Annotated in this window: 12 protein-coding genes and 2 tRNA genes; 6 read left to right on the forward strand and 8 right to left on the reverse strand. The window is 18.8% G+C overall.

The features are described from left to right. Nucleotides 1-9: 9 nt before the first annotated feature. Nucleotides 10-972: a signal recognition particle-docking protein FtsY gene (ftsY, locus tag GJU02_RS00130; protein ID WP_168919087.1), complete on the reverse strand. Its 963-nt coding sequence runs from the start codon at nucleotides 970-972 to the stop codon at nucleotides 10-12. A gap of 124 nt (nucleotides 973-1,096) precedes the next feature. Here ftsY and rsmD point away from each other — a divergent pair, with 124 nt between their 5' ends. After that, the gene (gene rsmD / locus GJU02_RS00135; RefSeq protein WP_168919088.1) at nucleotides 1,097-1,669 is read left to right on the forward strand and encodes a 16S rRNA (guanine(966)-N(2))-methyltransferase RsmD; all 573 of its coding nucleotides are present in this window, start codon (nucleotides 1,097-1,099) and stop codon (nucleotides 1,667-1,669) included. Here the strand turns inward: rsmD and GJU02_RS00140 are convergent. Continuing rightward, entirely contained in the window at nucleotides 1,664-1,915 is a 252-nt protein-coding gene (locus GJU02_RS00140; protein WP_168919089.1) for a sulfurtransferase TusA family protein, read from the reverse strand. The genes rsmD and GJU02_RS00140 overlap by 6 nt on opposite strands. A 111-nt stretch (nucleotides 1,916-2,026) precedes the next feature. Between GJU02_RS00140 and recA the strand changes: the two genes are divergently transcribed. The 5 genes from recA to GJU02_RS00165 all read left to right on the forward strand — a co-directional run bounded on the left by recA (nucleotide 2,027) and on the right by GJU02_RS00165 (nucleotide 6,270). Further along, nucleotides 2,027-3,025, forward strand: coding sequence for a recombinase RecA (gene recA, locus GJU02_RS00145; protein ID WP_168919090.1), 999 nt, complete (start codon nucleotides 2,027-2,029; stop codon nucleotides 3,023-3,025). A 67-nt stretch (nucleotides 3,026-3,092) separates the two neighbouring features. Then, complete coding sequence (gene alaS / locus GJU02_RS00150) at nucleotides 3,093-5,729, forward strand: alanine--tRNA ligase (RefSeq protein ID WP_168919091.1); 2,637 nt, start codon at nucleotides 3,093-3,095, stop codon at nucleotides 5,727-5,729. 87 nt (nucleotides 5,730-5,816) lie between these two features. Then, nucleotides 5,817-6,008, forward strand: coding sequence for a carbon storage regulator CsrA (gene csrA / locus GJU02_RS00155; protein ID WP_168919092.1), 192 nt, complete (start codon nucleotides 5,817-5,819; stop codon nucleotides 6,006-6,008). A gap of 83 nt (nucleotides 6,009-6,091) precedes the next feature. After that, nucleotides 6,092-6,178: transfer RNA gene (locus tag GJU02_RS00160), tRNA-Ser, on the forward strand. 19 nt (nucleotides 6,179-6,197) lie between these two features. After that, a tRNA-Arg gene (locus GJU02_RS00165) sits at nucleotides 6,198-6,270 on the forward strand. Between the two features lie 96 nt (nucleotides 6,271-6,366). Here the strand turns inward: GJU02_RS00165 and dapD are convergent. The 6 genes from dapD to der all read right to left on the reverse strand — a co-directional run bounded on the left by dapD (nucleotide 6,367) and on the right by der (nucleotide 14,648). Beyond that, entirely contained in the window at nucleotides 6,367-7,191 is an 825-nt protein-coding gene (dapD, locus tag GJU02_RS00170; RefSeq protein ID WP_168919093.1) for a 2,3,4,5-tetrahydropyridine-2,6-dicarboxylate N-succinyltransferase, read from the reverse strand. A gap of 99 nt (nucleotides 7,192-7,290) precedes the next feature. Further along, a complete protein-coding gene (gene ligA / locus GJU02_RS00175) occupies nucleotides 7,291-9,363 on the reverse strand; it encodes an NAD-dependent DNA ligase LigA (RefSeq protein WP_168919094.1) in 2,073 nt (690 codons plus the stop codon). Next, complete coding sequence (cysS, locus tag GJU02_RS00180; protein WP_168919095.1) at nucleotides 9,345-10,751, reverse strand: cysteine--tRNA ligase; 1,407 nt, start codon at nucleotides 10,749-10,751, stop codon at nucleotides 9,345-9,347. Before cysS ends, ligA begins: the two co-directional genes overlap by 19 nt. 45 nt (nucleotides 10,752-10,796) lie before the next feature. Beyond that, nucleotides 10,797-12,182: a replicative DNA helicase gene (gene dnaB / locus GJU02_RS00185; RefSeq protein ID WP_211080497.1), complete on the reverse strand. Its 1,386-nt coding sequence runs from the start codon at nucleotides 12,180-12,182 to the stop codon at nucleotides 10,797-10,799. Between the two features lie 57 nt (nucleotides 12,183-12,239). Continuing rightward, nucleotides 12,240-13,220, reverse strand: a complete 981-nt coding sequence (gene dusA, locus GJU02_RS00190) for a tRNA dihydrouridine(20/20a) synthase DusA (protein WP_168919096.1) — start codon at nucleotides 13,218-13,220, stop codon at nucleotides 12,240-12,242. A gap of 78 nt (nucleotides 13,221-13,298) precedes the next feature. Next, nucleotides 13,299-14,648: a ribosome biogenesis GTPase Der gene (gene der / locus GJU02_RS00195; RefSeq protein ID WP_168919097.1), complete on the reverse strand. Its 1,350-nt coding sequence runs from the start codon at nucleotides 14,646-14,648 to the stop codon at nucleotides 13,299-13,301. Nucleotides 14,649-14,650: the final 2 nt, after the last annotated feature.

The raw sequence follows: 14,650 nt of genomic DNA on the forward strand, positions 1-14,650 counted from the left end.
TATTATGAATTAATCATCTGTGAAAATTGCATTTATAAAATCTTTTGCATTAAATAAATATAAATCTGAAATTTTTTCTCCACAACCAAGATACCTTATAGGTATATTAAATTCATTTGCTAGAGAAAAAATAACACCGCCTTTTGCTGTTCCATCTATTTTTGTTAAAGTAATACCTGTTACTCCTATATTATCATGAAATGATTTAAGCTGATTAATAGAATTTTGTCCAATATTTGCATCTAGAATTAACATAGTTTCATCTATAATCATATTATTATTTTTTTTTATTACACGCACAATTTTTTTTAATTCTTCCATAAGAACAGAATTATTATGTAATCTTCCTGATGTATCAGCGATTAAAATATCTATTTGTTTTTTTTTAGCTTGAGAAATTGCATCAAAAATAATTGCTGAACTATCTTTTTTTTTTGAATTATATATAAATAAACTATTACTTTGTTTACTCCAAGAAAATAATTGTTCATGAGCACCTGCTCTAAAAGTATCTCCAGATGCTAAAAGGACAGATTTTTTTTTTTTATAAAAAAAATATGCTAATTTTCCTATTGTAGTTGTTTTACCTACTCCATTAACACCTATTATTAATATAATAAATGGTTTTTTTTTATCTTTAATAATTAAAGGAATTTCTACTGGAAGTAAAATTTTTAACATTTCTATCTTTAAATATTTATATAATTGTGAAGAATTTTCTAATTTATTTAATTGTATATATTTTTTTGTTAAATTAATAATTTTTTTTGTAGTATGTATTCCTATATCTGATAAAATTAGTTTTTCTTGTAGTTGATTAAATAATTTTTCATTAATAATACTTTTTTTTTTAAAAAGATTAATAATTTCCTTACTAATATTTTTACTTGTTTTAATTAATTTTTTTTTTAAATAACTAAAAAAACCTATTTTTTTTTCATTTTTTTGAATCATATTTTTTTTATTTATCATTTTTTTAAAGTTTTAATTTATCTAGTAACAAAATACTTGATATAACTAAAATAGAATATTATTTAAATAATATATCAAAAAATTTCTAAAGTAATTATTATTACTAAATTATTTTCTATAAACTATGAAAAAAAAATATAATAATATTAATATTATATCAGGAAAATGGAAAGGTAAGAAAATTAAAGTTATAAATAATAAAATATTAAAACCTACAATGTGTTTTATTCGTGAAAATTTATTTAATTGGCTTATGAGCAATAATTTATATATGTTTAAATGTTTAGATTGTTATGCTGGTACTGGGATTTTAAGTTTTGAAGCACTATCTAGAAATGCTTTATTTGCTACTTTAATAGAAAATAATAAAAAAATATTTCAACAATTAAAAAAAAATATTTTTTTATTAAAAATAAAAAATATTAATTTACTTTATAAAAATACTTTAAATTTTTTATCAAAAAAATCAAACATAAAATATGATCTTGTTTTTATAGATCCTCCATTTTGTAAAGAAAATATTTTATTACAAAAAACTTGTATTTTATTAGAGAAAAATAATTGGTTAAAAAATAATGCAATAATTTTTATTGAATTAAAAACTGGAAGCAATAATATTTTTTTACCTAAAAATTGGTTAAAATATAGAAAAAAAAAATTTGGTATTGTTACATATTTTTTATATAAAAAACTATAATTTTTTTATTAAAAATAAATATGGTATATGATATATTTTTTTATAAATTATGTTATAACTCATAAAATGACAAAAATATTTTATATCGGTATTAACCAATAAATCATTTGTAATAATTAATAATGTTTCATTTTTTTTTATTTTAAGTGTTTTTTTTCTAATCATCATAATTGTATTAGGACATTGTAATCCTTGTATATCTAAAATATGATTTGCATCTTTATAAAAATTATTTTTTTTAAACATTTTAATATATTATTAACAATAAATTTGTATGAATTATTTTATTATAACAAAAAAATTTTTTTATAAAAATTTATAATTGATTTTGTTACTTTTAATATATAAGGAAATATTATGAATTTAGAAAAAAAGAAAAAAATAGCTCTTGAAGATACTATTTTACAAATAGAAAACCAATTTGGCAAAGGTTCTATTATGAGATTAGGCGATAATAGAACTATGGATATAGAATCAATATCAACAGGATCTATATCTTTAGATATAGCCTTAGGTATTGGGGGTTTACCAATTGGTAGAATAGTAGAAATATATGGACCAGAATCTTCCGGGAAAACTACTTTAACATTACAAATTATTGCTGAAGCTCAAAAATTAGGAAAAATTTGTGTTTTTATCGATGCAGAACATGCATTAGATCCTATATATGCTAAAAAATTAAATGTTGATATTAATAAATTATTATGTTCACAACCTGATACTGGAGAACAAGCATTAGAACTATGTGATTCATTAGCTAAATCAGGTGTAGTTGATGTTATTATAGTAGATTCTGTTGCAGCTTTAACTCCAAAAGCTGAAATAGAAGGAGAAATAGGAGATTCTCATATAGGATTAGCAGCAAGAATGATGAGTCAAGCTATGCGTAAATTAGCAAGTAATTTAAAACAATCAAATACACTTTTAATTTTTATAAATCAAATTCGTATGAAAATTGGAATTTTATTTGGAAACCCAGAAGTAACAACTGGAGGTAACGCTTTAAAATTTTATGCTTCCATAAGATTAGATATTAGAAAAATTGGTGTTGTAAAAAATGGAGATGATATAATAGGTAATGAAACACGAGTTAAAGTTGTTAAAAATAAAGTTGCAGTTCCCTTTAAACAAGCTGAATTTCAAATTATTTATGGACAAGGTATTAACATTTACGGAGAATTATTAAATTTAGGAGTAAAAGAAAAAATAATTGAAAAATGTGGTTCATGGTATAGTTATAAAAATGAAAAAATTGGACAAGGAAAAATAAATGCTATAAATTTTTTAAAAAAAAATAAAACACAATCTTTAGAAATAGAAAAAAAATTAAGAGATATTTTTTTTATAAAAAAATAAAATAAATATTTTATTTTTTATCAATAATTTATTTACTTTTGTAAAGTAATTAAGGATAATTTATAAAATGGGAAATAAAATAGAAGAAGTTCGTAGAATGTTTTTAGAATTTTTTTCTAAAAAAAAACATAAAATAATAGAAGGAAGTTCCTTAATACCTAATAATGATAAATCATTATTATTTACAAACGCAGGTATGAATCAATTTAAAGAATATTTTTTAGGATATAAAAAACCTTTTTATCCAAGAATTACTACCATTCAAAAATGTATAAGAGTAGGTGGAAAACATAATGATCTGGAAAATGTAGGTTTTACAAATAGACATCATACATTTTTTGAAATGCTAGGTAATTTTAGTTTTGGAGATTATTTTAAAAAAGAAGCAATTTTTTATGCATGGGAATTATTAACTGATTCTAAATGGTTTGGATTAGAAAAAAAAAAAATATATATAACTGTATATTATACAGATATAGAAACATATAATATTTGGTATAAAAATATTGGAATTCCAAAAAAAAATATTTTATTAGTTAAAGATAAGGATAATATTTTATATAATTCTGATAATTTTTGGCAAATGTCAGAAACAGGTCCTTGTGGACCTTCTACTGAAATTTTTTATGATTTAGGATGTAACCTAAAAGGTGATATTAAAAATGATATAGGTAATCGTTTTATTGAAATATGGAATATTGTTTTTATTCAATTTAATAAAAATTTAAATGGAGAATTAATACCATTACCCATAAAATCAGTAGATACAGGCATGGGATTAGAACGTATTAGTAGTATTTTAGAAGGATTAGATTCTAATTATAAATTATATTTTTTTCAAAAAATAATTAAAAATATAAATAATTATATTAAAACTAAAAATTTAGGACATAATTCATTAAAAGTTATTGCTGATCATATCAGATCTTCTATTTATTTGATATCAGAAGGTATTTTACCAAGCAATGAAAAAAGAGGATATATATTAAGAAGAATTATTAGAAGAGCTATAAATCATGGTAGAATTTTAGGTAGAAAAAAACCTTTTTTTTATAAATTAGTAACAAAATATATTAAATATGTTAATAAAAAAGAAAGAATTTTTTTATATAAAAAAATTGATAATATTATTCATATAATTAAAACCGAAGAAGAAAATTTTAATAAAATTATAAACTCAGGAATTTTATTATTAGAAAAAGAAATAAAAAAATCTAATAAAAATTATTTATCAGGAAAACAAATATTTTATTTATATGATACTTTTGGATTATCTCCTGATTTAATACAAAATATATGTATAGATAAAAAAATTAATCTTGATAAAAAAGAATTTACAAAATATATGGAAATACAACGACAACAATCAAGAAAAAATAATTCTTTTAAAAAAAAAATAAATTTGTACTATAAAAATAAAATATCAAAATTTGATGGATATAAAAATTTTATATCTTATAGTAAAATACTAGATATTTACATAAATGAAATATTAATAGATAAAATAAATTTTGGAGATATCGGAGAAATAATATTAGATATTACTCCATTTTATGGAGAATCTGGAGGACAAATAGGTGATATAGGATATTTAGAAAAAGATAAAAAAAATATATTTCAAGTATATAATACAAAAATACAAGGAAATTTAATTATTCATAAAGGTAAAATGATTTTAGGATCTTTAAAAAAAGATGATTATTTATATTCTAAAATAAATAAATTAAATCGTATGATGATTAGTAGAAATCATTCTGCAACACATTTATTACATTCTGTTTTGCGTAAAAAATTTGGTACTCATGTAGAACAAAAAGGATCTCTAATTAATGATCAATATTTAAGATTTGATTTTTCATATAATAATCCTTTAGAATTACAAGATATATTTAATATTGAAAAAGAAATTAATAATTATATATTTAAAAATATACCTATACAAATATATATAAAAAAAAAAAAAGAAATACAAAATAATAATATTATTGCATTATTTAATGATAAATATGATAATACAATTAGAATTGTAGATATTAAAAATGTTTCAAAAGAATTTTGTTGTGGAACACATGTATTAAATACTCAAGAAATTGGTTTTTTTGTTATTATAAAATTTTCAAATATTGCAAATGGTATAAAACGTATACATGCTATTACTCATAATTTAGCATTAGAATATATACAAAAACAAAATAAAAATATAAAATTTATTTCTAAAATATTTAGAACAGATGAAGAAAATTTAATAAAAAATATTTTATTAGATAAAAAAAAAATTAATATATTAAAATTTGATATAAAAGAATTAGAAGAATATATTGTTTTAAAAGAAGAAAAAATTTTAGCAGAAAATAATATTATATTAAACGATATAAATCTTTTAATAAGTAAAGTATATAGTTTAAATCCTAAAATATTTAGTTTTTTTATAAAAAAAATATTAAAAAAATTTAAAAAAACAATAATATTTTTATCTACAAAATGGAAAAAAAAAATATTTTTTATAATAAAAATAACAAAAAATATTTCTAAAAAAATAAATGCTATAGAAATTATACAAAAAAATTTAGATAAAAAGGTTTGTAAATTAAATGGATGTGCTAATATAGCACAAGGAAGTATTTATCTTAATAAAGATGAATATTATTTTTTTTTATCTAAAATAAGATTATTTATTTTAAATAAAATAAATAAATTAATTTAATTTATTTAAAACATTTTAAAATAAAACTTTCAAGTTGTTTTTTAAATATTCATAAAATAAATATTTTATTGTTTTAAGGAGAAAAGGATGCTTATTCTTACTCGTCGAGTAGGCGAAACACTTATGGTCGGTGATGAAGTAATGGTAACAGTATTAGGAATAAAAGGAAATCAAGTTCGGATAGGTGTTAATGCTCCTAGAGAAATTGCTGTTCATCGAGAAGAGATATATCAACGTATACAAGCTGAAAAAAATCAAAAAAAAAATTCGTTAAAATAAATTTTTTTTTATAAAAAATATAAAAATAATTAATTTGACAAAATTTTTGTAAAAGATATAATATTATATAGATTAATATAATTGGTGAGATGGCCGAGTGGTTTAAGGCGCACCCCTGCTAAGGGTGTATGTGGTTTTCTACGTCGAGGGTTCGAATCTCTCTCTCACCGAGAGTATTATTTATTAGAAGCATCCGTAGCTCAGTGGATAGAGTACTCGGCTACGAACCGAGTGGTCGGGGGTTCAAATCCTCCCGGATGCAAAGAAAAATATTTAATTATGTTCTTATTTTAAAATTTAAAAAATTTTGTTTAATAAATTAATTATTAATTAATAAACTATCAATTTATTTTTTTGTTTATATTTCGCGTAAAATACTATTAATTTCAGTTTTACTTAAAGTTCTTTTATCTACTTTTTTTACTATTACAACACAATATAAATTGTATTTACCATTTTTTGATGGTAAAGTACCAGGAACAACAACTGAATAGCTAGGAATTATACCATAATGAATTTTATCAGTTTCTCTATCATAAATTTTAGTACTTTTACCTATATATACTCCCATTGAAATTACAGCTCCCTTTTTTACAATTACTCCTTCTACTATTTCTGATCTTGCACCTATAAAACAATTATCTTCTATAATAGTAGGTCTAGATTGCAAAGGTTCTAAAACACCTCCTATTCCTACTCCACCTGAAATATGAACATTATTACCTATTTGAGCACAAGAACCTATTGTAGACCAAGTATCTATCATTGTTCTTTTACCAATAAAAGCACCTATATTCACAAAAGAAGGCATTAAAATTGTATTATTTGAAATGAAAGAACCATATCTTACAACAGTAGGAGGAATTATACGACATTTTATTTTTTCAAAATCATTCTCATTAAAATTATTACTAAATTTTAACGGTATTTTATCATAAAAATTATTATATGTTCCTTTAAGAACAAAATTTTTATTAATTTGAAAATATAATAATATTGCTTTTTTTATCCATTCATAAACAATCCATTTACCTTTAATATTTTCAGATATTCTAATAATACCTTTATCCAAAAATTTAATTACTTTATTAATATTACTAATAACTTCTTTTTTTTTTAGTAAATTATTATTTTTTTTATATTCTGAAAAATAATTTTCTATAATATCTTTTATATATTTCATATAATTTTATTATTAAAATTTTTTAATTTTAGATATACCTAATATTAACAACAATATCATTTATTTTATAAATTAACAAATTTTAATATTTTAAAAAAACTATTTATATTTATTAAATAAAAAAATTATTTTATTTTCATTTATAATTTTAATATTTAATTTAATTGCTTTTAATAGTTTAGTACTGGGTTTTTTACCTAAAATTAATATATCTGTTTTTTTATTAATATTAGTGTTTATTACAGCTCCTAATGTTATTAATTTATTTATAAGATTACTTCTTGTAATAAAAAATAATTTACCAGTAATAGCTATTTTTTTTTGATAAAAATAATTTTTTTTTGAAATATTTTTAGGATACATAATATCTATTTTTTTTAATAAATTTTTAATCATATTTACATTTTTTTTTTGTTTAATAAAATTAAATATATTTAATGAAGTTTTTTCTCCTATATTTTTAATATTAAGTAATTCAATTAAATTAGTATCTAAAAATTTTTCTAATGTTTTAAAAAATAATGATATATTATAAGAAGTTACTATCCCCATTTCTGGAATTCCTAAAGAAAATAAAAATTTATGGAAAGTAACTTGTTGTTTATTTTTTAAAGATTTTAATATTTTTTTAATAGATTTATTTCCTAAATTATTTATTTTAGATAGAATAATTTTATTTAAATTTAATAAATCTATAGAATTTTTTATTAAATTTTTATCTACTAATTTATTAATTAATTTTTCTCCTATAAAATTAATATTAATTGCATCTCTTGAAACAAAATGTTTTAAATATGCTTTTAATTGAGCTTTACAAAATAATCCTGATGTACAATATAAAATATTTTTCTTTTTTTTAAGAATAGAATTACAACTAGGACATATTATTGGTATTAAAATATTTTTTCTTTTTTTTTGATATTTTTTGTTAATTATTATATTTGTAATTTTAGGAATTACATCTCCACATCTTTGAATAACTATATTATCCCCAATTTTTAAATTTAATCTTTTTATTTCATTAATATTATATAATGTTGCATAATTAATATTTACTCCATTAATATTCACTGTATTAAAATTAGCAATTGGTGTAAGAACACCAGTACGTCCAACCTGAAAAATTATTTTTTTTAATAAAGTTATTTTTTCTTGGGAAGGAAATTTATATGCAATAGCCCATTTAGGTGCATGACTAGTATGACCGAAAATATTTTGTTTTTTTATATTATTTATTTTAACAACAATACCATCAATATTATAAGGTAAAAAATCTCTATTTTTTTTAAAATACTTGTAAAAATTAATAATATCATCATAAGATGAATAAATTTTTGTATATTTAGATATAGGAATACCAAAATATTTTATTTTTAATAATATTTCTTGTTGACTTAAAAAAAAATTTTTATCTATAAAACCAATTCCATAACTAAAAAAACTAAGTAAATGAAAAATTTTTTTATTAATATTTTTATTTATTTTTAAAATTCCATACGCTGCACTTCTTGTATTACTAAATACTTTATATTTAAAAAAATTTTTTTTATTTAAAATTTTAAAATTTTTTTTTGTTATAAATATTTCTCCTCTTATTTCTAATATTTTAGGAATTTTTTCTCCTTTTAATAAATGAATTATATCTTTAATTTTTAATATATTTTTTGTAATATTTTCTCCAAAAAAACCATCTCCTCTTGTTGCAGCACTTATTAAATTACCATCTTTATATAATAAATTAACTGCTATACCATCAAATTTTAATTCACAACAAAAATTTAATTTATTTATTATTTTATTTTTTATAGGCAATAAAAAATTTTTAAATAAATCATGTTTATTAAACACATTATTTAATGATAACATTGGAATATTATGTTTTATTTTTTTAGAAGAAATTAATAATTTATTTTGAGCCCCTACAGATTGAGTAGGTGATGATTTTTTTTTTAAAAAAGGATATAAATTTTCCCATTTTTTTAATTTAAATATTAATTTATCATATTGATAATCAAGAATATTAGAATTATTTAATACATGATATTTATAATTATAAGATATAATTATTTTACGTAACTTTATTATTTTTTTTTTATAATAAAAAAGTTTATAAATTTCATATAAAGTATTTATTAATTTAATTATATAAAATCTTAAATTTTTTTTTTCCATATTGTTCCAATATCAGTATCTTCTAAAAGAATATTATTCCTTTTTAATTTGTTTCTAATCAAATCAGCTTCACCCCATAATTTATTATTACGAGCAATTTCACGTTTTTTAATCAATTCCTTAATTTTATCTTCTGAATAAAAATTACATGAATTTTGATTATTTTGTAAATATTCTTTAGGATTATAAAATAAAATTCCTAAAATATTTCCTAATTTTTTTAATTTTAAAATAAAATAATTAGCAATTAAATATTTTTTTTTTCTATAAGCAATATTTATTTTTTTAGATATCTTAAATAATATACTGTATGCTTTAGGAGTATTGAAATCATCATTCATGGAATTATAAAATTGTTGTTCTAATAAAAAAAAATTATTTTTTATATTTTTTATATTAAAAGAATTTTTTTTATAAAATAAAGAAATATATAATTTTTGTATAGCTAATTGTGCTTGTTTTAATTTGTTTTCACTAAATATAATAGGACTACGATAATGAGTAATTGTTAAAAAATATCTTATAACTTCTTTATTATATTTTAATAGTATATCTTTTATTTTAAAAGTATTTTTTAATGATTTAGACATTTTTTTATTATCAATTATAATCATTCCTGTATGTATCCAATAATTAACATAAAATTTTTTATCAATACAAGAAGATTGTGCAATTTCATTTTCATGATGTGGAAATATTAAATCATTACCTCCACCATGTATATCAAAACATTTTCCTAAATATTTACGACTTAAAGTTGAACATTCTATATGCCATCCTGGACGTCCATAACCCCAAGGGGAACTCCAACCTATATTACATTTATTAGTTAATTTCCATAAAATAAAATCTTTATAATTTTTTTTAATATCAAAATTTTTGATTTTTATATTTGATTTTAATAAATTTAAATTTTGTTTTGATAAAATTCCATAATTTGGATATTTCTTTATAGAGAACATAATATCACCATTTGTAGCAATATATGCAATATTATTTCTTAATAATTTTTTTATTATAGAAATAATATCATGTATATGATTAGTAACTTTAGGTTCATAATCAGGAGATAATATATCTAAATTATTAAAATCTTCTGATATTTTATCAATAATATTTTTTGTAATATATTTGATATTTTTATTTTGTTTTTTTGCTAATTTTATAATTTTATCATCAATATCTGTAATATTTCTTATATAATAGACTTTATATCCTAAAAATTTTAAATATTTAATAATAATATCAAATATAATAAATGTTCTTCCATGACCAATATGACATGTATCGTATGGAGTTATACCACATACATAAATTTTAACTTGTTTTTTATTAATAGGGGAAAATATTTCTTTTTTTTTACTTAATGTATTAAAAATTTTTAACATTTATTCCTCTTAATTAAATTTACATAAACTATTTTGAAAATAATATTAAATATTTTCATTATTATAATAATTTGAATAATTATCAAAACGTGTAATTTGATTGTTAAAAATTAATTTTATAGTTCCAATAGGTCCATTTCTTTGTTTTCCTATAATAATTTCAGCTATACCATGTGAATTAGTACTTTCATTATATACTTCATCTCTATATATAAACATAATAAGATCAGCATCCTGTTCTATTGAACCAGATTCTCGTAAATCAGAATTCATTGGACGTTTATCAGATCTTTGTTCTAAAGATCTATTTAATTGAGATAAAGCAACAACAGGTACATGTAATTCTTTAGCTAATGATTTTAAAGAACGAGAAATTTCAGATATTTCTAATGTTCTATTAAAAGATAAGGAAGGAACTCTCATTAATTGTAAATAATCTACCATTATTAGACTTAAACCATTATGTTCTCTAAATATTCTTCTAGCACGTAATCTAATTTCTGTAGGCGTTAATTCAGAAGAATCATCAATATATATATTTTTTTTTTTTAATAAAATTCCCATAGTTTTTGATATTTTTTTCCAATCATCATCATTTAATTGTCCTGTTCTAATTTTACTTTGATTAACACGTGAAAGAGACGCTAGCATACGAATCATAATTTGTTCACAAGGCATTTCTAAACTAAATATTAATACAGGTTTATCTTGAGATATTGCTGTATGTTCACAAATATTCATTGCAAGAGTAGTTTTTCCCATAGCAGGACGTGCCGCAATTATAATAAGATCAGAATTTTGTAATCCTGCTGTTTTTTTGTTTAATTCATGATAACCAGTATCTATTCCTGTAATCCCATTTTTGGGAGAATTATAAAATGATTCTATTTTAGAAATAGTCATTTCTAAAATTTTTTCTAAATTTTTAGGTTTAGTATTTTTACTAAAACGTTTTTCTGCCATTTTAAATACACGAGATTCGGCTAAATTTAATAAATCCTCACTATTTCGACCATTTGGATAATATCCTGCTTCTGCTATTTCATTTGCTACAGATATCATTTCTCTAATTATAGCACGTTCATGAACAATATCAGCATAAGCATATATATTTGATACACTAGGAATATTTTTAGATAATTCAGCTAAATATGCAAAACCTCCTATTTGATTTAATTTTTTTTTATTTTCTAAAGATTCAGATAGTGTTATTAAATCAATAGGTTTACCTAATTCTATTAAAAAACTCATTTCATTGAAAATTATTTTATGTGATAAAATAAAAAAATCATCTACTATTATTTTTTCTATAATATAATCCCAACGATTGTTATCTAACATTAAACCTCCTAATATTGACTGTTCTGCTTCTAAAGAATGAGGAGGTGTTTTTATTTTTTCAATTTGTAAATCTTTTTTAAATTGTTTCATTTAATTATTTATTACCATATATAAAATATAATTTTAATTTACTTAAAATAAAATTTATTATTTTATTTTTATAAAAGATAAAGCTTTTTTTAAAAAATCTAATTTATTATTTTTTAAATAATTTCTATTATTATAAATAAAATTTTTAAAATTTTTTGATCCATTAATACCATAAAAAATATTTAATAAAGGAGTAATAATAGTTATTAATGGGATACCTTTTTTTAATTCTTTTTCTATATAAGAAAACATTGATTTTACTATTATTATAGGATTTTTAATAATAGATTTGTTATGATAGATATATTTTTCTATATCTACTAACATCATAGGATTTTTAAAAATCTCTCTACCTATCATAACACCATCAACATATTTTAAATGTTCTTTTATATTTAATAAAGTTTTTATACCACCATTAATTGATATTTTTATATTTGGGAAATCTTTCTTTACTTTATAAATAATTTTATAATTTAATTTAGGAATTATTAAATTTTTTCTTGTATTAATTTTTTTATCAAGTAATGCTGTTCTTGCATGAATAATAAATCTTTTACAACCACTCTTTATAAGTAAATCAATAAATTTATGTAAAGAAAAATAATTCTCATTATTATTAATACCAATACGCATTTTAACAGTAATTGGTATAGATACACTATCACTCATAGATTTAATACAATCTGATACAATAATAGGATATTTCATTAGACATGCACCAAAATTACCTTTTTGAGATCTTAAAGATGGACATCCTAAATTTAAATTAATTTCTTTATATCCTATTTTTTCTGCTTTTTTAGCACAAAAAGATAATAATTTTGGATCATTACCAGCTATTTGTAATACAATATTATTAACATTTTTATTTTCTAATAAAATTACTTGATTATTTTTAATTAAATTAGAATGAATCATTTCAGTATATAAAAGTGCTTTTTTAGTTAATTTACGGTAAAAATATCTACAATGTTTATTAATTTTTTTAAACATAGGAGCTATTTCAAATCTAAAATATGGGATATTTTTTTTCATATTTATGATAAATAAATGGAATAATTATATGTGTAAATTACATATATTAAAATAACAAATATATTTTAAATATATTATTTATTTATATGGATTTTTGTTTTCTTGAAATTTTAAATATATAATATTACCAATACACTGTAACTTTTTATAAAAAAAATTTAATAAATAACGTTTGTAATTATTATTTAATTTTGTTAATTGATTACCATGTATTTTAAATATTAAAGGATTATTTTTTATCTGATGTATATATTTTAACTTTATACGTTTACCATTATGTATAGGGGGTAAAACTAATTTAGTTGCTAAATTTAAAATTTTCATAAGTTTAGAAGTATTATATATTTTAATAGATATGTTATATATTTTATAAATTAATGTAAAAATATTTTTCAAATTTATATCAAATTTAGCTGAAAGAGAAATTATAGGAAAAAATTTAAATTTTATTTTTATAAGTTTTTTTATTAAATTAATATCTTTTGATTTAATAAGATCTATTTTATTTATTACTAAAATTATTGGTTTTTTTTGAGAAATAATATGTTTTATAATTGTTATATCTTGATTACAAAAAATTTTTTTTTCTCCATTTATTATATATAAAATAATATTAGATTTTTTTATAATTTTATAAGATTCTAGAATTGAAATTTTTTCTATTTTATTATTAATTTTATTTTTTTTCTTTATACCAGCTGTATCGATTAAAGTAATATTTTTATTTAAATTATTTAATGATATAGAAATACTTTCTCTTGTTGTACAAGGAATATTATTAACAATTATTCTTTTTTCATTAATAAATTTATTTACTAAAGTAGATTTACCTACATTTGGCATACCTATAAGAGCTAATTTAATATTTTTATTTTTATTTTTATTTTTATTTTTATGTTTATTTTTTATAAAAACTTTATTCATATTTTGTTTACTTATATATATATTCCTTATATAAGAAAGTAATATTTTTTTTAATTTTAAAATATCGTTTTTATTTATAATATTTATTTGATAAAAATCTATACCTAAAGAATAAAATTCAGTATCTATAAAATTTTTTTTCTTTGTATTTAATATAATAATTATTTTTTTTTCATACTTACGAATATTATAAATAACTTCATAATCTATATTGTTAAGTTTATCCCCTTTTATTATTAATAAAATCAAATTAGATTCTTTAATTAAGAATAAAATTTGTTCTTTTATTAAAGATTTTTTTTCATTAAATTTATTATAACTTACTGTATCTACACAAATAAATTTATAATTTTTAATTTTAGCATTACCATATTTTCTATCTATTGTAAAATGTGGTATTTTATTAACTAAGGAATCATATTTTTTAATTAAAATATTATATAAAGAAGATTTACCTACATTATTATCACCTAATATAGTAATATTAGGATATTGATATGTCATTT

Source organism: Enterobacteriaceae endosymbiont of Donacia thalassina (assembly GCF_012568245.1).
Classification (GTDB): Bacteria; Pseudomonadota; Gammaproteobacteria; order Enterobacterales; family Enterobacteriaceae.

Coding starts and splice junctions, on each gene's coding strand:
- ftsY (WP_168919087.1), bottom strand. CDS start 972: ATGATAAATAAAAAAAATATGATTCAAAAAAATGAAAAAAAAATAGGT.
- rsmD (WP_168919088.1), top strand. CDS start 1,097: ATGAAAAAAAAATATAATAATATTAATATTATATCAGGAAAATGGAAA.
- GJU02_RS00140 (WP_168919089.1), bottom strand. CDS start 1,915: ATGTTTAAAAAAAATAATTTTTATAAAGATGCAAATCATATTTTAGAT.
- recA (WP_168919090.1), top strand. CDS start 2,027: ATGAATTTAGAAAAAAAGAAAAAAATAGCTCTTGAAGATACTATTTTA.
- alaS (WP_168919091.1), top strand. CDS start 3,093: ATGGGAAATAAAATAGAAGAAGTTCGTAGAATGTTTTTAGAATTTTTT.
- csrA (WP_168919092.1), top strand. CDS start 5,817: ATGCTTATTCTTACTCGTCGAGTAGGCGAAACACTTATGGTCGGTGAT.
- dapD (WP_168919093.1), bottom strand. CDS start 7,191: ATGAAATATATAAAAGATATTATAGAAAATTATTTTTCAGAATATAAA.
- ligA (WP_168919094.1), bottom strand. CDS start 9,363: ATGGAAAAAAAAAATTTAAGATTTTATATAATTAAATTAATAAATACT.
- cysS (WP_168919095.1), bottom strand. CDS start 10,751: ATGTTAAAAATTTTTAATACATTAAGTAAAAAAAAAGAAATATTTTCC.
- dnaB (WP_211080497.1), bottom strand. CDS start 12,182: ATGAAACAATTTAAAAAAGATTTACAAATTGAAAAAATAAAAACACCT.
- dusA (WP_168919096.1), bottom strand. CDS start 13,220: ATGAAAAAAAATATCCCATATTTTAGATTTGAAATAGCTCCTATGTTT.
- der (WP_168919097.1), bottom strand. CDS start 14,648: ATGACATATCAATATCCTAATATTACTATATTAGGTGATAATAATGTA.